The organism is Pseudarthrobacter enclensis, assembly GCF_030811655.1.
In the GTDB taxonomy this organism is placed as follows: domain Bacteria; phylum Actinomycetota; class Actinomycetes; order Actinomycetales; family Micrococcaceae; genus Arthrobacter; species Arthrobacter enclensis_A.
Map to the genome: position 1 here is coordinate 99443 of NZ_JAUSRE010000012.1, position 17691 is coordinate 117133.

The 17691-nt window shown below is 67.6% G+C and carries 17 protein-coding genes; 13 read left to right on the top strand and 4 right to left on the bottom strand.

The window, feature by feature from the left end; translation table 11 throughout:
* Positions 1 to 6 precede the first annotated feature (6 nt).
* Both J2X98_RS12840 and J2X98_RS12845 read left to right on the top strand, forming a co-directional pair.
* Positions 7 to 345 carry a DUF3039 domain-containing protein gene (locus tag J2X98_RS12840; protein WP_141942047.1) on the top strand — a complete coding sequence of 113 codons (339 nt, stop codon included), beginning with the start codon at positions 7 to 9 and terminating at the stop codon, positions 343 to 345.
* Positions 345 to 2126, top strand: a complete 1782-nt coding sequence (locus J2X98_RS12845; protein WP_141942045.1) for a DEAD/DEAH box helicase — start codon at positions 345 to 347, stop codon at positions 2124 to 2126. Before J2X98_RS12840 ends, J2X98_RS12845 begins: the two co-directional genes overlap by 1 nt.
* 4 nt (positions 2127 to 2130) lie before the next feature.
* Here the strand turns inward: J2X98_RS12845 and J2X98_RS12850 are convergent, their stop codons facing one another.
* Positions 2131 to 2760, bottom strand: a complete 630-nt coding sequence (locus J2X98_RS12850; RefSeq protein WP_307308692.1) for an isochorismatase family protein — start codon at positions 2758 to 2760, stop codon at positions 2131 to 2133.
* Complete coding sequence (locus J2X98_RS12855; protein WP_141942041.1) at positions 2760 to 4088, bottom strand: nicotinate phosphoribosyltransferase; 1329 nt, start codon at positions 4086 to 4088, stop codon at positions 2760 to 2762. Before J2X98_RS12855 ends, J2X98_RS12850 begins: the two co-directional genes overlap by 1 nt.
* 96 nt (positions 4089 to 4184) lie before the next feature.
* Here J2X98_RS12855 and clpS point away from each other — a divergent pair, with 96 nt between their 5' ends.
* The 6 genes from clpS to rdgB all read left to right on the top strand — a co-directional run bounded on the left by clpS (position 4185) and on the right by rdgB (position 8552).
* Complete coding sequence (clpS, locus tag J2X98_RS12860; RefSeq protein ID WP_141942039.1) at positions 4185 to 4568, top strand: ATP-dependent Clp protease adapter ClpS; 384 nt, start codon at positions 4185 to 4187, stop codon at positions 4566 to 4568.
* Entirely contained in the window at positions 4561 to 5127 is a 567-nt protein-coding gene (locus J2X98_RS12865) for a DUF2017 domain-containing protein (protein ID WP_307308697.1), read from the top strand. Before clpS ends, J2X98_RS12865 begins: the two co-directional genes overlap by 8 nt.
* 105 nt (positions 5128 to 5232) lie before the next feature.
* Positions 5233 to 6264: a glutamate racemase gene (gene murI, locus J2X98_RS12870; protein ID WP_373460883.1), complete on the top strand. Its 1032-nt coding sequence runs from the start codon at positions 5233 to 5235 to the stop codon at positions 6262 to 6264.
* Positions 6261 to 7058 carry an MBL fold metallo-hydrolase gene (locus tag J2X98_RS12875; RefSeq protein WP_141942036.1) on the top strand — a complete coding sequence of 266 codons (798 nt, stop codon included), beginning with the start codon at positions 6261 to 6263 and terminating at the stop codon, positions 7056 to 7058. The genes murI and J2X98_RS12875 overlap by 4 nt, the downstream gene beginning before the upstream one ends.
* 91 nt (positions 7059 to 7149) lie before the next feature.
* Positions 7150 to 7908, top strand: a complete 759-nt coding sequence (rph, locus tag J2X98_RS12880) for a ribonuclease PH (protein ID WP_141942034.1) — start codon at positions 7150 to 7152, stop codon at positions 7906 to 7908.
* Entirely contained in the window at positions 7905 to 8552 is a 648-nt protein-coding gene (gene rdgB, locus J2X98_RS12885) for an RdgB/HAM1 family non-canonical purine NTP pyrophosphatase (RefSeq protein ID WP_307308702.1), read from the top strand. Before rph ends, rdgB begins: the two co-directional genes overlap by 4 nt.
* Positions 8553 to 8640: 88 nt before the next feature.
* Here rdgB and J2X98_RS12890 read toward each other — a convergent pair whose 3' ends face one another.
* Positions 8641 to 9429: a VTT domain-containing protein gene (locus J2X98_RS12890; RefSeq protein ID WP_141946406.1), complete on the bottom strand. Its 789-nt coding sequence runs from the start codon at positions 9427 to 9429 to the stop codon at positions 8641 to 8643.
* Positions 9430 to 9511: 82 nt separating this feature from the next.
* Here J2X98_RS12890 and J2X98_RS12895 point away from each other — a divergent pair, with 82 nt between their 5' ends.
* Both J2X98_RS12895 and J2X98_RS12900 read left to right on the top strand, forming a co-directional pair.
* A complete protein-coding gene (locus J2X98_RS12895; protein ID WP_307308706.1) occupies positions 9512 to 10573 on the top strand; it encodes an exonuclease domain-containing protein in 1062 nt (353 codons plus the stop codon).
* Positions 10574 to 10654: 81 nt separating this feature from the next.
* Positions 10655 to 11134: a DUF4395 domain-containing protein gene (locus J2X98_RS12900; protein ID WP_141942030.1), complete on the top strand. Its 480-nt coding sequence runs from the start codon at positions 10655 to 10657 to the stop codon at positions 11132 to 11134.
* Here the strand turns inward: J2X98_RS12900 and J2X98_RS12905 are convergent.
* Positions 11115 to 12200: an ADP-ribosylglycohydrolase family protein gene (locus tag J2X98_RS12905; RefSeq protein WP_307308709.1), complete on the bottom strand. Its 1086-nt coding sequence runs from the start codon at positions 12198 to 12200 to the stop codon at positions 11115 to 11117. The two genes, J2X98_RS12900 and J2X98_RS12905, sit on opposite strands and share 20 nt — an antisense overlap.
* A 171-nt stretch (positions 12201 to 12371) precedes the next feature.
* Here J2X98_RS12905 and J2X98_RS12910 point away from each other — a divergent pair, with 171 nt between their 5' ends.
* From J2X98_RS12910 to J2X98_RS12920, 3 genes are read left to right on the top strand one after another with little or no spacing between them, the layout of a single operon-like run.
* Positions 12372 to 13370: an MIP/aquaporin family protein gene (locus J2X98_RS12910; RefSeq protein WP_307308711.1), complete on the top strand. Its 999-nt coding sequence runs from the start codon at positions 12372 to 12374 to the stop codon at positions 13368 to 13370.
* Between the two features lie 56 nt (positions 13371 to 13426).
* Positions 13427 to 14605 (top strand): exonuclease SbcCD subunit D, encoded by a 1179-nt coding sequence (locus tag J2X98_RS12915; protein WP_307308713.1) that lies wholly within the window; start codon positions 13427 to 13429, stop codon positions 14603 to 14605.
* Positions 14602 to 17640 (top strand): AAA family ATPase, encoded by a 3039-nt coding sequence (locus J2X98_RS12920; RefSeq protein WP_307308716.1) that lies wholly within the window; start codon positions 14602 to 14604, stop codon positions 17638 to 17640. Before J2X98_RS12915 ends, J2X98_RS12920 begins: the two co-directional genes overlap by 4 nt.
* The last annotated feature ends 51 nt before the right edge of the window (positions 17641 to 17691 follow it).

The following is a 17691-nucleotide window of genomic DNA, read 5'->3' on the forward strand; positions in this document are numbered from 1 at the left end:
GCTAAGATGGATGCCATGACTAGCATGACGGACCCTCTCGAAAACGACCCGATGCGCGAGCTTTCCGGAGCTGGAACGTCCACGGCCACCATTGAGCGCGAGGAACTGCGCCAGGAGGTGGAACCGGGCGACCGGGAGCGCTTTGCCCACTATGTGCGCAAGGAAAAGATCATGGAGTCCGCGATGACCGGGGAACCCGTCATTGCCCTGTGCGGCAAGGTCTGGACCCCGGGCCGGGATCCCCAGAAGTTCCCGGTGTGCCCCGAATGCAAGGAAGTCTATGAAGGCCTCCGGCCGGGCAACGACGGCGGGAAGGGTCCGGGGGACTCGGGCAACAGCAAATAGTGACGGAGACGCTCTTTGGCGGCCCCACCCTGCCTCCGGCGTACCCGGAACGCGCAGCCTGGGGAACCGCCCCGAAACTGCGTGCCTGGCAGCAGGAAGCCCTTGACCTCTACCTGAAGAACAGCCCCCGCGACTTCCTCGCGGTGGCCACCCCCGGCGCCGGTAAAACTACCTTCGCGCTCCGGATCGCGTCCACGCTGATCGACTCCGGTGCCGTCAACCGGGTGACCATCGTGGCACCAACGGACCACCTGAAACGGCAGTGGGCGGACGCGGCCGCCAAGGTGGGAATCGCCATCGACCCCAACTTCAAGAACTCCGACGGCCAGCACGGCCGCGGTTTCATCGGCGTCGCGGTCACCTACGCCCAGGTGGCCAGCAAGCCGCTGCTGCACCGGGCCAAGACCGAGGCAGCCCGCACCCTGGTGATCCTGGACGAGATCCACCACGGCGGCGAAGCCCTGTCCTGGGGCGACGGCCTGCGCGAGGCGTTCGATCCCGCGGTGCGACGGCTGTCCCTCACCGGTACCCCGTTCCGTTCAGACACCTCACCCATCCCGTTCGTGGAGTACGCCGAGGACCGCGACGGCATCCGGCGTTCCAAGGCCGACTACACCTACGGCTACGGCAACGCCCTCCGCGACCATGTGGTGCGGCCCGTAATGTTCATGGCCTACTCCGGCCAGATGCGCTGGCGCACCAGCGCCGGCGAGGAAATGGCCGCCTCCCTGGGCGAAGCCGCTGTCACCAAGGACATCACCAGCCACGCCTGGCGGACTGCGCTGAACCCGGCGGGGGAGTGGATCCCCGCGGTCCTGGCCGGTGCCGACAAACGGCTCAGCGAGGTCCGCCGCACGGTTCCGGACGCGGGCGGCCTGGTGATCGCCACCGACCACGAGGATGCGCGGGCCTACGCGGGGCAGTTGAAGAGGATTACGGGCGAGTCACCCACGGTCATCCTGTCCGATGACGCCAAGGCGTCGAGCAAGATCGAGGAATTTTCCGCCGGCGACAAGCGCTGGATGGTGGCTGTCCGCATGGTGTCCGAGGGCGTGGACGTGCCCCGGCTGTCCGTGGGCGTCTACGCCACCTCCACCTCCACCCCGCTCTTTTTCGCCCAGGCCGTGGGACGCTTTGTGCGTGCCCGCAAAAGGGGCGAGACGGCGTCGGTCTTCCTGCCCTCCGTGCCCCAGTTGATGGCGCTGGCCAACTCCATGGAAATGGAGCGGGACCATGCTCTGGACCGGCCGGAAAAAGAGGACGGCGACGGCCTTTTTAACCCGGAAGATTCACTGATGGAGGAGGCCAACCGCGAGGACAAAGCCTCGGACAGCCTCACCAAGGGCAAATTCGAGGCATTGGATTCGCAGGCTTCCTTTGACAGGGTCCTGTTCGACGGCGGCGAGTTCGGCACCGGCGGTGAAGTTGGGTCCGACGACGAAATGGACTTCCTGGGCATCCCGGGCCTGCTGGATGCCGAGCAGGTGGGCACGCTGCTGCGCCAGCGTCAGCACGAACAGCTGAACCGCAAGAACCGGAAGGCGCCCGCGGCTGCAGAAAGCCAGGTCCCCGCCGTTCCGGACCACCGGATGCTGATGGACCTTCGCAATGAGCTGGCCAAGAATGTGGCCGCCTGGGCTGCCAGGACCGGCACGCCGCACGGCGTGGTGCACACCAAGCTCCGCACAGTTTGCGGCGGCCCTCCCGTGGCACAGGCCAACGAGGAGCAGCTGAAGTCACGGCTGCGCAAGCTTCAGGACTGGTTCGTGGGCCGCAAGTAGCGGCTCAGGCGACGTCCGCCCCGCCGAGTTCCAGCTCGGCGACGGTGTCTTCCAGGTCCTCGGCGATTCCCGCGGTCAACGAGCGGACCACGGTCACCCCGTAGCCGGCCTGGACGGCATCGAGGGCGGTTGCCTTCACGCAGTAGTCGGTGGCGATGCCGACCACCACCACGTCCTCCACGTCGTGGCTTTGGAGCCAGTCGTCAAGGCCGATGGCATCCTCGTCGGACTCAGGCGCGCCGGCACCGCCGGGCAGTCCGGGCTGGCGCTCCCCGGTGGGCACGGCGTCTTCGGGGGCCAGCAGGCCTTCGAAGCCTGAGTATGCGGCCGCGAACTGGCCCTTCCGGAAGTACGCGTCGATGTATTCGGTGTCCAGGTCCGGGTGGAGCTCGGCTCCGCGGGTGCCGGCCACGCAGTGCCGCGGCCAGCTGTCCCTGTAATCGGGCGTGTCGGAGAAGTGGCTGCCGGGATCGATGTGCCAGTCCTGGGTCGCTACCACGTGGTCGAAGTCGTTGTGGTGGGCGTCCAGGTACTCGCTGATGACGCCGGCCACGGCCGCCCCGCCGGGAACGGCGAGCGAGCCGCCCTCGCAGAAATCGTTCTGGACGTCCACGATGATCAATGCGCGGGCCATCAGTGCTCCTCGTAGATCGTAGGGATTGCGGCGTCCCCTCGCTGCAGGCGGTTAACCACGGGCGGCAGTTCCGCCATGGAGTCCGCATGGCGCTGCCGCGCGCGGAGCACGCCCTCGTGCCCGGTCCAGCCGGGCAGCAGCTCGCCGTTCTTCATGAACTGCTGCAGCAGCGGACGGTCGTTGCCGTCGTCCTCCGGCCGGTGGCCCACGCCTACCACCTCCGCAGTGGCGGTGCCGCGTTCGTCCAGTTTCCGCAGCGCATACTTCCGGCCGCCCACGCTGACCTTGTTCTTGGCCGCCTTGGCCACGGGAACGAAGTTGCCGTCGTTGTCCGCCCGGCTGACCAGCTTGTAGACCATGCTGGCCGTGGGCGCACCGGAGCCTGTCACCAGCGACGTGCCCACGCCGTAGGAGTCCACCGGGGCTGACTGCAGGGCCGCGATTGCATATTCATCCAGGTCGGAGGTGACCACGATCCTGGTGTGCTCGTTCCCCAGGTCGTCCAAGAGCCGGCGCACCCACTGCGCCTGGGCCACCAGGTCGCCTGAGTCCAGCCGGACGGCGCCAAGCCGGGGCCCTGCCAGCTCAACGGCCGTCCGGACGGCCTTCTCGACGTCGTACGTATCCACCAGCAGGGACGTGCCCTCACCCAGTGAAGCAATCTGGGCCTCGAAGGCCTCCCGCTCGGTGTCGTGCAGCAGCGTGAAGGAGTGGGCAGCTGTTCCTACGGTCTTCACGCCGTAGCGGATGCCCGCCTCCAGGTTCGAGGTGCTGTCAAAGCCGGCAATGATGGCCGCCCTGGCCGAGGCTGTGGCGGCTTCCTCATGGGTGCGCCGCGAGCCCATCTCGATGCAGGGCCGGCCGCCGGCAGCGCTGACCATGCGGGACGCAGCGGAGGCAATGGCGGTGTCGTGGTTAAGCACGGACAGCAGGTAGGTCTCCAGCATGCAGGCTTCGGCGAAGGTGCCCTCCACGACCAGGATCGGGGAGTTGGGGAAGTAGGCCTCGCCCTCGGCATAGCCCCAGATGTCGCCTGCGAACCGGTAGCTGGCCAGGTACTCCAGGGTTTCGCGGTTGACCACCTTGGTACGTTCCAGGAACTCCAGTTCCGCCTCGCCGAAGCGGAAGTTTGCAATCCCCTCCAGGAGACGCCCCGTGCCGGCCACGATCCCGTAGCGCCGGCCGTCGGGAAGGCGCCGTGCGAAAGCCTCAAACACAGATCTGCGGTGCGCCGCCCCCGAGTGGAGGGACGCCTGCAGCATGGTCAGCTCGTAGTGGTCTGTGTAAAAGGACGTGCGGGGATGGTCCCAGCCGGCGGAGGTGCTCACGAAAATCACTCTAGTCCCCACCGGCTCCCACGTCTCGCTTCGCTTCGCCGCGGGGCCCTCGCCGGCGTGGGCCCTTCATCCTCATAGAATGTACAGATGACCATAAGCGTTGCGCCCGGCCCTGATACACAGGAGGGCGTCCGGACCGGCACGGCAGAGTCCACCGACTCCCTGACCGCTCCGGACATCCCCTGGAACCTGGTGATCTGGAACGATCCCGTCAATCTCATGAGCTACGTCAGCTATGTGTTCCAAAGCTACTTCGGCTACTCCGAGACCAAGGCGAACAAGCTGATGATGGAAGTCCATAAGAAGGGCCGCTCCATCGTCGCCTCGGGCAGCAAGGAACAGGTGGAGCGCCACGCGGTGGCCATGCACGGGTTTGGACTCTGGGCCACTGTGGAAAAGGCCAGCGGGGGCCCCGGCGGCAAGTCAGGAAAGTCCGGCGGTCCGGGCCAGGGTAAGGGGAAGCGTGGCTAAGGCATTCAAGTACGGACTCAAAGGCATTACCGGTTTCCTCGAACCGGCTGAACGCGATCTGCTCCGCAGCCTGATCAATGACGTCATCTCCATGCTCCAGCCCGAGGACCGCACGGGGCAGGACCCGTTGGCCGCCCTGATCGGCCTGGACATGGATGTGGCCGAGCCAACCGACCGTGCGGTCAAGAGACTGCTGCCCAACGTGGTGAAGAACGACGGCGAAGCCTCCCTTGAGTTCCGCCAGCTCACCGAACGCTCGCTCAGGGAAACAAAGATCGGCGCCCTGCGCGCGGCCGCACTGGACCTCGACAAGGACGAAATCGTGCTGACGGCCGATGGGGCAAAGCACTGGTCCATGGCACTGAACGATGTGCGCCTGGTGCTGGCGGAGCGGCTGGACATCAGGGATGAAGCGGACGCCGAGCACGTGCACCGCATGCAGGACTGGTCCCAGGCGGAGGATGTTGAGAGCTACCTGGCGCTCGTCTACAACTTCACCACCTGGTTGCAGGAATCCCTGGTACAGGCCATGCTGCAGTCCATGGAATCCCGCCGGTGAGCTGCGGCGGCCAGGGGGAGGCCGTCCGCTGTGACGCAGCAGACACGAGTTCCCGGACACAAGATGATGGCTGAGGCTTCCGGGACCACCTATCCTCGAATAATCATGAGAACAGCCTCGAGCGCGGAACTGCCGGCGGAAACACAGCCCGGGCCTGCCGCAAGCGACCTTCCTGCCGCAGCCCCGGAAGCCCGGCCCATCGGCGTCTTCGACTCCGGCGTTGGCGGGCTCACCGTGGCCAGGTCCATCATCGACCAGCTTCCCAACGAGTCCATTCTCTATGTGGGGGACACCGCCCACGGCCCCTACGGGCCGCTGCCCATTGCGGAGGTGCGGGCCAACGCGCTGGGCGTGATGGACGAACTCGTGGATTCCGGCGTCAAGCTGCTCACCATCGCCTGCAACTCGGCGTCGGCCGCTGTCCTGCGGGACGCCCGTGAGCGCTACACCGCCAAGTACGGCATCCCGGTCATCGAGGTCATCCAGCCCGCCGTCCGGCGCGCCGTCGCAGCAACCCGCAGCGGGAAAGTCGGCGTCATCGGAACCTCGGCAACGGTGGGATCACGTGCGTACGAAGACACGTTCGCGGCCGCTCCGGACCTGGACATCACTTCGGTGGCGTGCCCGGAATTCGTCAGCTACGTGGAAGCCGGCATCACTACGGGGCCGGAGTTGCTGGCCATCGCGGAGGAATACCTTGCCCCGCTGAAGGCCGCCGCCGTGGACACCGTGGTCCTGGGCTGCACCCACTACCCGTTGCTGACCGGCGTGATCTCCTATGTCATGGGCGCTGATGTCACCCTGGTCTCCAGCGCGGAGGAAACCGCCAAGGACGTGTACCGCGCCCTGGCCACCCACAACCTGCAGCGGACCTCAGAGGCGCCGCCGGAGCACCACTTCGTGGCCACCGGCGACGCCGCACAATTCGAGGCACTGGCCCGGCGGTTCCTGGGTCCGGAAGTATTGTCCGTCCGCCACGTGGACCATGTGGCCGCGCAATACCCCACCGGCAGCCTCGCCCGGATCACCCCCGAAATGATCGCGGCAGCCCAGAGCGCCCGCAACCGCCCGCGCATCTCCAACTTCGTCGGAGGCGGATTCGCCGAGGCGGGACGCGGCGGAGGGCCCACCCGGTGAAGCTGACCATCGTGGGATGCACGGGCTCGTTTCCCGGGCCCGGCTCCCCGGCGTCGTGCTACCTCCTGACCGCCAACGATGGCGAGCGGACCTGGAAGGTGGTGATGGACCTCGGCAGCGGTGCCCTCGGAGCCATCCAGCGGTATACGGACCTGGAAGACATCGACGCCATCTTCCTGACCCACCTGCACCCGGACCACTGCATGGATTTGTGCGGGCTTCATGTTGCCATCCGCTGGAAGCCCGGCGGCTGGGGCCGCGGCCGGATTCCCGTCTGGGGCCCCGCTGCCACAGCTGACCGCATGGCCACGGCGTACGGCCTGGACCTGGACCCCGGGATGCACGAAGAGTTCGACTTCACCAACTGGGCCGAGCGCAAACCCGTGACCGTGGGCCCGTTCACCATCACCCCGTTCGCTGTCAACCACCCCATCGAGGAGGCCTACGCCCTGCGGGTGGAGGTGGTGGAGCCGGACAAGGATGGTGTCCCCGTGTCCCGGGTCCTCACCTATTCGGGCGATACCGATTCCTGCGCCGGGCTTGAGGAAGCAGCCAGGGATGCCGACCTGTTCCTGTGCGAGGCTGCCTTCGAGGAAGGCCGCGACGACGGCATCAACGACGTCCACCTGACCGGCAAGCGGGCGGGGGAGGCCGCGGCCGCAGCCAATGCCCGGCGGCTCCTGCTGACCCACATCCCGGTGTGGACGTCCCAGACCACCGTCATGGCCGAAGCGCGGCCGGTGTTCCCGGGTGACGTCGCCGTTGCCGTGGCGGGGGTGCACTACACCATCTAGCCGGATCCGGATCCGGGCCCGGCTGCTCCCGGCTGTGCCGCTGAATCCCGTGGCGGGCACCCGCGGCATTGGCACTGGATAAGCTAAAGGCATGACATCTGAAGCAACAGCAGTGCCCATTGTGCGCGCCGACGGCCGTGCCCCCGACCAGCTCCGGCCCATCAGCATCACCCGCGGATGGTCCAACCAGGCTGAGGGGTCGGCACTGATCGAGTTCGGCAACACCAGGGTGCTGTGCACGGCCTCGCTGACCGCCGGCGTCCCGCGCTGGCTCAAGGGTGAGGGCCGCGGCTGGGTCACGGCGGAGTACGCCATGCTGCCCCGCGCTACCAACACCAGGTCCGACCGGGAGTCCGTCAAGGGGAAGATCGGCGGCCGCACCCACGAGATCTCGCGGCTGATCGGACGCTCCCTGCGTTCCATCATTGACACCAAGGCCCTGGGCGAAAACACCATCGTGCTGGACTGCGACGTCCTCCAGGCCGACGGCGGTACGCGGACCGCGGCCATCACCGGCGCCTACGTGGCGCTGGCGGACTCCATCCGGTTCGCCCGCGACAACAAGCTCATCGCCAGGAACGCCCAGCCTCTGCTGGACACCATCGCCGCGGTATCCGTGGGCATCATCGACGGCGTTCCCATGCTCGACCTGCCCTACGTCGAGGACGTCCGGGCCGAAACCGACATGAACGTGGTGGTCACGGGGGCCGGGAAGTTCGTGGAGGTGCAGGGTACCGCCGAGGGCGCACCGTTCGACCGGGATGAGCTGAACCAACTCCTGGACCTGGCACTGCTGGGCACCGCCCAGCTCGCCGCCATCCAGCGCGAGACCCTGGCGGACACGCTGTGAGCAGTGCTGGTCCCCGCCTGGTGCTCGCCACCCACAACAAGGGCAAACTTCGCGAGCTCCGTGAACTGCTGCGCGGACAGGTACCAGGGCTCGACGTCGACACCCAGGTGGTGGACGCAGCTGCGGCGGGTGCGCCGGACGTCCTGGAGACCGGCGTCACCTTCGCCGAGAATTCCCTGCTGAAGGCGCGGGCAGTGGCCGGCGCTACGGGCCTGGTGGCAATCGCGGACGACTCAGGGCTGGCCGTGGATGTCATGGGCGGCGCTCCCGGGATCTTCTCGGCGCGGTGGGCGGGGCGGCACGGTGATGATGCTGCCAATCTCGAACTCCTGCTGAACCAGCTGTCCGACGTCCCGGATGAGCACCGGGGTGCGGCGTTCGTGTGCGCCGCGGCCCTGGCCATGCCGGCGGACGCGGAGGGCCCGGGACGCGGGGTTGTGGAGTACGGGCAGCTGGAAGGCATCCTCCTCCGCGAACCGCGGGGCGCAGGGGGCTTTGGCTACGATCCGGTCCTGCAGCCTTCGGGCGAGGACCGAAGCTGCGCCGAACTGTCCGCCGAGGAAAAGAACGCCATCAGCCACCGGGGCAAGGCTTTCCGGGCGCTCCTGCCCTCCATCGTGGCAGCCCTGGAGGCTGCAGGCTAGGCACAGGTGCCGCAAAAAAGGTGCGCACCCGGCTGGAAACATCCAGCGGGGTGCGCACCTTCTTTGGCGGTGTGCCCGGGGGGAAGCGCTACTCCGGGCGGCCGTGCAGGTTGCGGTGCGTCTTCTGCTCCTCTTCCGGCTCGTGTTCCTCGATGAACTCATCAACGGTATCGGTGCCGAAGGTTTGTGCCTGGCGCCGGGCGGACAGGCCGCGCAGGAGTTCGATGCCGATGGGGATCACGGAGAGCAGCACGATGGCGATGAAAATGATGTCAAGGTTGTCGCGGACCCAGGGAACCTTGTCGCCGAGCAGGTAGCCGAGGAGGGTCACGCCGGCACCCCACAGCAGCGCGCCGATGACGTTGTAGATGAAGAACTTCCGCTTGCTCATCTGCGCGACGCCGACGATCACGGGCACAAAGGTGCGGATGATGGGTACGAAGCGGGCCAGAATCAGGGCCTTGCCGCCGTGCTTCTCGAAGAAGGCGTGGGCATTTTCAACGTTCTCCCGCTTGAACAGCTTTGAGTTGGGTCTGTTGAAGATCGCCGGCCCCGCCTTGGATCCGATGAGGTAGCCGGCCTGGTTGCCGATGATGGCGGAGACCGCAACCAGCAGTGCCAGGAGCCAGATGTTGAACTTGATGGTGTCAGTGGCCACCAGCAGGCCTGCGGTGAACAGCATGGAGTCGCCCGGCAGGAAGAACCCCACCAGCAGGCCGGTTTCGGCGAAGATGATCCCGCACACCAGCAGGACCACCCACGGGGCGAGCGCGGGATCAGCCAGGAAGACCTGGGGGTTCAGCCAGTCGGGCAGGAACGAAGCCATTTTCGGCTGGACCGGTCCCGCGCCGAGCATGGACACAGCGAGGTCATTCATCACAGGAAAGTTCACCCCTCAAGGGTACTTGACGGGCCTGTGCCTCCCGGGTTGGGGCGGTGGCGGCGGTAAGGTAGGGGCCGTGGGTTTGGACTTTACGGCGATCGACTTTGAAACAGCCAACGGCTTCCGCGGCTCCCCCTGCTCCGTGGGACTGACGAAGGTGAGGAACGGGAAAATAGTGGCGGAAGCCTCCTGGCTGATGCGCCCGCCGGCCAACTACGACCACTTCGACCACCACAATGTGCGGATCCACCGGATTACCCCGGACGACGTTGCAGGGCAGCCGAGGTTCGGCGATCTGTTTCCGGAAATCGGTGCCTTCATTGGAGAGGACGTCCTGGTGGCCCACAATGCCGCCTTCGACCTGGGCGTGATCCGCTCCGCACTTGAAGTGTCCGGCCTCCCCGGTCCGGCCTACGATTACGTCTGCACGGTCATGCTGTCGAGGCGCTGCTACTCGCTGGTCTCCAACTCGCTTCCGTTCGCGGCCGAGGAAGCCGGCGTGCCGCTGGTCAACCACCATGATGCCGCCGAAGATGCGCGTGCGTGCGCCGGCATCCTCATCGATATCGCCGCCCGCAACGGTGCCAACAGCATTGCAGAGCTCTATCTTTCGCTGGGTCTTGCCATCCCGCGCCAGCCGGCCTTCGACCCGGCCACGGGGGACCTGTCCAAGCCCAGCCTGGCTGCCATGTCAGGCGGGTCCGGCAACGGAGCTGAGCTGGTCCGCCGGTTCCAGTCCGGCTGGCCTGAGGAAGGGCTGAACCCGGAGCCCAACATGGATGCCGAGCCCAGCCACCCCCTGTACGCGCAGACGGTGGTGTTCACGGGGCAACTGTCCATTGCCCGCCCCGAGGCGAAGCTGCGGTCCGCCCGGTGCGGCGCGCGGACGGAAAGCCGGGTTACTGGCCGTACCACCGTCCTTGTGGTGGGGGACGGGTTCGTAGCCTCCGACCTGCGCTCGGGAAGGCTCACCGGCAAGGCGCGCCGCGTCCTGGAACTCCATGAGCGGGGACAGGCCATCGAGGTACTCTCCGAGGGTGAGTTCCTGCAGATGGTGGGCGGGGATGTTCCGCAGGCTCCGACGGCCGATGCCGGCGCACCCTGGAACGGCGTCCTGGCGCCTCCCGTCAGCGCTTGAGCCGTCCCGCGCTGGGCGTGCATACAGTCATGCGGCGCAACAAAGCTTGGCTCCCGGGCGCCGCGCTCCTAGCCTTGCGTCATGTCCTCCGTTTTCGCGTTCCCCAATCCCGTCAATGAATACGCTGCCCGCGTCACCGCAGCGCTCGTGGTGCTGCTCGCCGTCGTCACCGCCATTGCAGGTTCAGGGTGGGGACTGCTGGCCATCGCCGCCGGGTTCTGGCTGCGGCTCCTCTTCGGCCCGCGTATCTCGCCCCTGGCCCTGCTCTCGGTCAAAGTGATCACGCCGCGGCTGGGGAAGGCCAAGCTGGTGGCCGGTCCGCCCAAGCGCTTCGCCCAGGGCATCGGCGCTGCGGTCTCCACGGCAGCCCTTCTCCTGTTCACTGCCGGTGCGGCTCCGGCGGCCTGGGCGCTCCTGGGCGTCCTGGTCATCGCGGCGTCGCTGGAGGCTTTCGCCGGGTTCTGCCTCGGCTGCACGATTTTCGGGTTCCTGCAGCGCCGCGGGGTGATCCCCGAGGACGTCTGCGAGGCCTGCAACAACATCAGCCTTCGCCGGTCGTAACCTTTACCAATTGATCCGCCATGCCGCGGATCACCTCCGGTGCTTCCAGCACATCGAGCCACGGCGCGGGCAGGCAGTCCTCCCCGTACAGGGCGCCAAGAATGTTTCCTGCCAGGGAGGCCGCCGTGTCGCTGCCGCCGCTGTGGTTCACCGCCGCCGCCAGGGCGTTCCGGAAATGCCATTCCGGCCGGGTCCCGGCATCGTCGGCGGGAAGAGTGGCAAGGACGGCATAGAGGGCGACGGCGAGAGCCTCCTCCGCCAACCAGCCTCCGCCCAGCACCTGGACCAGTTCCCCTGGGGCAACAACGCCCTTCTCCGCGAGGCTGAGGGCGGCCCCCAGCCGTCCGGGCAGCTCGGGGGCCACGGCCGGAAGGGCCGCGGCGTGCGCGCAGACCGCGGCGGCGGCGTCCCGCAGTCCGTCGCCGGAGACCAACCGGTGGATCAGCAGGCTGAAGATCCCGGCACTTTGGTGCGCGGCCGGATGCCCGTGGGTCAGCGCGGCGGCATCGGCACTCAGCTTGTAGACGGCGTCGGGCGCGATGTGTGGAACCAGCCCGAACGGTGCGGAGCGCATCACTGTCCCGGGGCCTTTTGCCGCGGGGTTGACGGGACGCGCGGATGTTCCCATTTCGCCGGTGGCCAGCCCGCTGATGCAGTCCTTTTCCGGATGCCGCCGCTGCCGGAGGACCTCGTTTCCGTCGATCCAGCGTGGCTGGGGTACGGGCGCTGAGGCCCCGGCGTCTTCACCCTGGGTTGCCAGCCACCGCAGGTAGGCCAGCCAAAGGCAGGCGTTGACGTCCGCCCCCACTCCAGCGTTGGCCCACTCCAGTGCCTCCACCAGTCCGTCGACCGTGTAGAGGGTCAGCTGCGTATCGTCCGAAAAGTGGCGCGGGCCGGAAAGCTGTTCAAGTCCGGTCAGGCCCTGAGGCCCGAAACGCTGGCGGATGTCGTCGATTGAGTCGAACTCCACGGCGTAACCCAGTGCATCTCCCAGCGCGCCGCCCAGCAGGCAGCCGTGAATCCGGGATTTGAGGGCGGGCGCAGGTATGCCGTGGTCAATGCTCATGGGGTAAATTTACCGTCCGGCGCACAGCAGCCGCGCGGGGCCTCGCTTGGACGGGGAGGAGCGGTGGCCGGGTGCCCTCCAGCAAACGCACAGCCTGGGCTGGGATACTGTCCGGGTTGCCCTGGCCGGTATACCGGCGGCCACCTGCTTCCCACATGTAAAGGTTTGAACATGAGCACCCCTGTCTCCGAACGCGACACACTGCAGCCCGGCGGCACAGCTCCTGCCCCCGCCCTCATGCCCCGACTCGTGGCCGAGGCCTTCGGCAGCCTTTTCCTGGCGGTTGCCGGATTGGGCGTGCCGCTGTTCAGCATTCCGCAGTCCAGCCCTGTTCCCGCGGCCCTCGCTGCGGGGCTGGCCATCACCGCGGCAATGCTCGCCTTCGGGCACATTTCCGGTGGCCACTTCAATCCGGCCATCACCCTCGGGCACCTCCTGGCCGGACGGATCCGCGCAGGCGCAGCGGCAGCATACGCCGCCGCCCAGGTGGTGGGTGCGCTGGTGGGGGCCCTTGCCCTGTTCGGGATCCTGCGCACCCTGCCCGGCATCACGGACAGCCGCACTGCCTTTGATACCGTGGCCGCGGGATTTGGGGAGCATTCCCTCATCCAGGCGCCCGTTGCCGCCGTCGTTCTGCTGGAACTGCTGGGGGCCGCGATCATCGTGGCAGTCTTCCTGGGCGCCGGTGGCCGCGGAGGTGACAGCCGTACTGTGGCGCCCGTGGCGGTCGGCCTGTCCTTCGCGGCGCTGCTGCAGGTGGGCCAGTCGGTGGGGAACCTGCCGTTCAACCCCGCCCGGGCCGTGGCCTCCGCCATCTTCAGCTCCGGCTGGGCCGTGGAGCAGCTGTGGGTTTTCCTGGTGGCGCCGCTGGCCGGCGGAGCCATTGCGGGGCTGGTGTTCAGGATTCCAGCCGTGGCTGAATCCCCTGCGCCCGTCACGGGCCAGGCGTCCGACGGGGAAGAATCCACCAGCGACGAAGCGGCCGGGGATGACATTGACGCTGACGGCGGGGTGGCGGACGGCGCCAACGGCCACGTCACCAGGGAAATGGACGGCAGTGGCGCGGTTGCTGCCGGTCCGGACGGGGTTGTGCCGGTTGTGGCAGCCAAGCAGGAGAAGTCCCGCGGCGTCAGCGAGGCCCAGGAATTCTTCGACCGCAAACGATCCTGACGGCCCAGGCCGCGGCCGTTTTCCGCAGTGTCAGTGCCTGCCGATAGCTTAGGGATATGCGGTTACTTCACACCTCCGACTGGCACCTGGGCCGTTCCTTCCACGGCGTCGGCATGCTGGACGCCCAGCGTGCTTTCATTGACCAGCTGGTGGCAGCGGTTGAGCGGGACGGCATCGACGTTGTCCTGATCGCCGGTGACGTCTATGACCGTGCGCTGCCCGGCGTGGACGTTGTCCACCTCCTTGATGACGCGCTTGTCAGGCTCACTGCTGCGGGGGCAAAAGTGGTCCTCACCAGCGGAAACCACGACTCCGCCATCAGGCTCGGATTTGCGTCCCGGTTGCTGGAGCGCGGGGGAGTGCACCTGCGCACCCGGCTCGAGGACCTGGACAAACCGCTTCTGCTGCCGCTCGGAACTGACTCCGACGGAACGGACGCCGTGCTGGCGCTTTACGGTATTCCGTGGCTGGAGCCGAGGCTCGTGGCTGAACAGCTGGGGACGGAATCAGCCAGCCATTTTGAGGTCACCCGTGCGGCCACCGGCCTGATCCGGGAGGACATTGCGCGGCGGGCGGGGTCCGCAGCCGTCCACTCCGTGGTCCTGGCGCACACCTTTGCCAGCGGAGGCATCAGTTCGGACAGCGAGCGGGACCTGAGTATCGGCGGTGTGGGGGCCGTGCCGCTGGATCTGTTCGATGGCTTCAGCTACACGGCGCTGGGCCACCTGCACGGGCGGCAGCAGTTGTCGGAGTCCGTGAGGTACTCGGGATCACCACTGGCCTATTCCTTTTCCGAGTCCGCCCACCGGAAGGGCGCCTGGGTTGTGGACATCGGTCCGGAGGGAGTCACTTCGGTCAGTGAGGTCCTCTGGGAGGCCCCGCGTACCCTGGCCGTTCTTCGCGGCTCCCTGGAGGACCTCCTGGCTGACCCCGGTCACGCCTGGGCTGAAGCTGCCTATTGCCACATCACTCTTACGGACGCGCAGCGTCCTGCGCGGGCCATGGAACGGCTCCGGACCAGGTTCCCGGATACCCTTGTACTCGCATTCGATCCCCAGGGCGTGCCCGCCACCACGCAGTCCAGCTACAGCAGGAGGCTTGCGGGCGCTCCGGACGACCTTGCCGTCTGCTGCGGCTTCCTGGAACACGTCCGGGGACGGGATGCGGACCCGGCGGAAAAGACTGCGCTCGCTGCAGCGCTGGAAAACGTCAGGCTCCTGGAGGGATCACGGTGAGGATCCACCATCTGCGGATCTCCGGCTTCGGGCCCTTCGCCGGAAGCGAGGACATCGACTTTGACCGCCTCAGCGCCCATGGCCTGTTCCTGCTGAATGGACCCACCGGTGCCGGCAAAACCAGCGTGCTGGATGCCATCTGCTTCGCCCTGTACGGCTCTGTTCCCGGAGCAAGGCAGGACGGCAAGCGGCTGCGCAGCGACCACGCGGACCCGGGGCAGGAGCCGGCCGTGATATGCGAGTTCTCGGCGCAGGGCCGCCGCTTCGAGGTGACGCGCTCCCCGGCCTGGGAGAAGCCCAGTGCAAGGGGGAAGAAAGGCTTCACCCTCCAGCAGGCCAAAACGTTGCTGCGGGAGCGCGTGGGCGGATCCTGGGTGGAGAAGTCTGCCCGCAATGACGAGGCGGGTGCCGAAATCATGGCCCTGCTGGGCATGGACCGCGAACAGTTCACGCGCGTGGTGATGCTGCCGCAGGGTGATTTCGCTGCCTTCCTTCGGTCCAAGGCTGCCGACCGGCTGGACCTGCTGCAGAAGCTCTTTGGCACCCAGCGTTTTGAAGCACTGGAACAGGAACTCTCGCGGGAGGCCGCCGCTGCCAGGGAGGACGTTGCGGCCCTGTCCGCGCAACTCGAACTCCTCGTCTCGCGGGCAGAAACCGAAGCGGCACCCCTGGAGCTCCCATGCGACTCTGCCCCGCCGCCCGGCGACATCCCGCGGCGCCTTGAGTGGCTGCAGGAGTCTGTTGCCGCGCGGCTGGCTGACCTCACCGAACACGCAGCCGCTGCTGAAGCCGCCAGCCGGGAGCGGCGCACTGAGGTGGAGCTCGAAGCCGGCCGGCAGGAGCGGCACCGGAAACTCCACGCCGCCACCGCCCGGCAGCGGGCAGTCAAGGAAGGGGCTGCGCGCCAGGATGAACTGTTGGCCACGCTGGCCCGGCACCGGCAGGCCGAGGTCCTTCAGGGCCAGCTTCAGGCTGTGGACGCTGCTGCGGCCAAGGTGCGGAGCTCAGCAGCTGCCGCCGGGTCTGCCATGACGCTGCTCCGGCTGGCCGCCGGGGATGAGGGTGAGCTGGCCCAGCTCAGCCTGGAAGGAAACGCCCCCGGGCCTGCGGAGGAACTGGGGCGCCTTCGCTCGCTCCTGGCCGTCGTCGAGGCACGCATTCCGGACGAAGAGAGGCTCCAGGACCTCCGGAACCGGCACCGGCTGCTCTCCGGCAGGCAGGAAGAACTTCAGCAGGCTCTGGACGCGCTGGCCTTCCAGGCAACGCAGCTGGCATCGGAACGCGAACAGCTGGTGGATGGCCTGGACCACCTGGAGGCCCGCTCGGCCGAGGCCGCGTTGCGTCGCAAGGAAGCTGCCGCAGCCGCAGAATTGCTCGACGTGGTCCAGCGCCACAGGACCGCAGTCACAGTCCGGGACCGCGTCAAGGTGCGCCATGAAGACTCGCGGGACAACCTGCTGGAGGCCAAGCGCCACTGGCTCGACCTGAGGGAGGACCGGCTGGCCAATGCCGCAGCTGAGCTGGCCGCCAAGCTGGTTGCGGGCGATCCCTGCCCCGTCTGCGGGAGCGGCCAGCACCCCGCTCCCGCAGACCAAGGCACCGGTGGTCCGGGGCTGGCACAGAAGGAAGAAGAAGCCCACGCTGCCTATGAGGCTGCCGAAGCTGCACACGCCCTGGTCGCCGCTGAACTTGCCGAAGCCGGGCAGGCCGTGGCGGTCCTCGCGAGCCAGGGCGGGAACACCCCGGAAGATGATGCCCGCGCCGCCGCGGACAGCGCGGATGCTGCAGCACTCGACGCCGAGCAGGCCGCCAGGGAGCTCCAGGGCCGGCGCCAACGGCTGGAGACCCTGGATGCCGCCATCGCCGAAGCCCGTAGCAATGTCTCAGAGGCGGAGGCAGAGCTGTCCCGGACCGCGGCCTCCCTTGCCGACCTTGCCGGACAGGCGGCGGCACTGGACAAGGGACTCGCTGGACTGCGTGGCGACCATCGGAGCCTGGACCGCCGGCTGCGGTCACTCGAGGACGCTGTAGCGGTCCTGGATAAGGCCGTGGAAGCACAGGCACGCCTGGACGCTGCCCGCCTGCAGGAGGACGAAGCCCGCGGGCACCTGGAACGCGCGCTGCCGGAGGCCGGCTTCGCCACCGCCGACGAAGTCCGCGGGCAACTCCTGGCTTCCAGCGAGGCAGCGGCCCTGGACGCGGCCATCCGCGCAGCACAGGACGAAGCCGCGCGCGTGGCCGGGTTGTTCGAATCCGAAGACATCGTGCTGGCGCTGGCCGAAGCCGCGGAGGGCTTCCAGATGGACGAAGAACGGCTTGCTGGATTGCATGCAGGGGCGGCGGCTGCCCGGAACAAGGCACGGGAGGCGGACCTGGCCGCAGGGCTGGCCGCCCGCTGCCTTGCATCGCTGCAGTCCATCGCGGCTGAGTACGGCGCATTGGCCAGCTCGTCCCGGGGGCCGGCGGAGCGGGCGCAAATGCTCGCCGGGCTGGCTGATGCCGCAGCCGGCCGCGGGGAGAACACCTACCGCATGAGCCTGAACAGCTACGTCCTGGCCGGCCGCCTGGAACAGGTGGCCCTCGCCGCGTCCGAACGCCTGGTGGCCATGAGTGACGGGCGGTACCTGCTTCAGCACACCGACGCAAAGGCGGCCCGGGGTGCGAAGTCAGGGCTGGGACTGGAAGTGGTGGACCAGTGGACGGGGTTCCGCAGGGACACCTCAACCTTGTCCGGCGGAGAATCCTTCATGGCTTCACTCTCGCTCGCATTGGGGCTGGCGGACGTAGTCCAGCAGGAGGCCGGCGGAGTGGAAATCGAGACGCTGTTCGTCGACGAGGGCTTTGGCAGCCTGGACGAGCAATCGCTGGAGCAGGTCATGGACGCCCTGGAAGGGCTGCGCGACGGCGGCAGGGTAGTGGGGCTGGTGAGCCACGTCGCAGAGATGAAGCAGCGGATCGGCACCCAGCTGCAAGTACTCAAAGGCCGCAACGGCTCCACGCTGAGGATCTCCGAAAGCCTGGATGCCGCCGTCTGACCCGGGCCGATATACTTGACCGCGTTACCGGGTTGCGCGCATCGGGAGGAG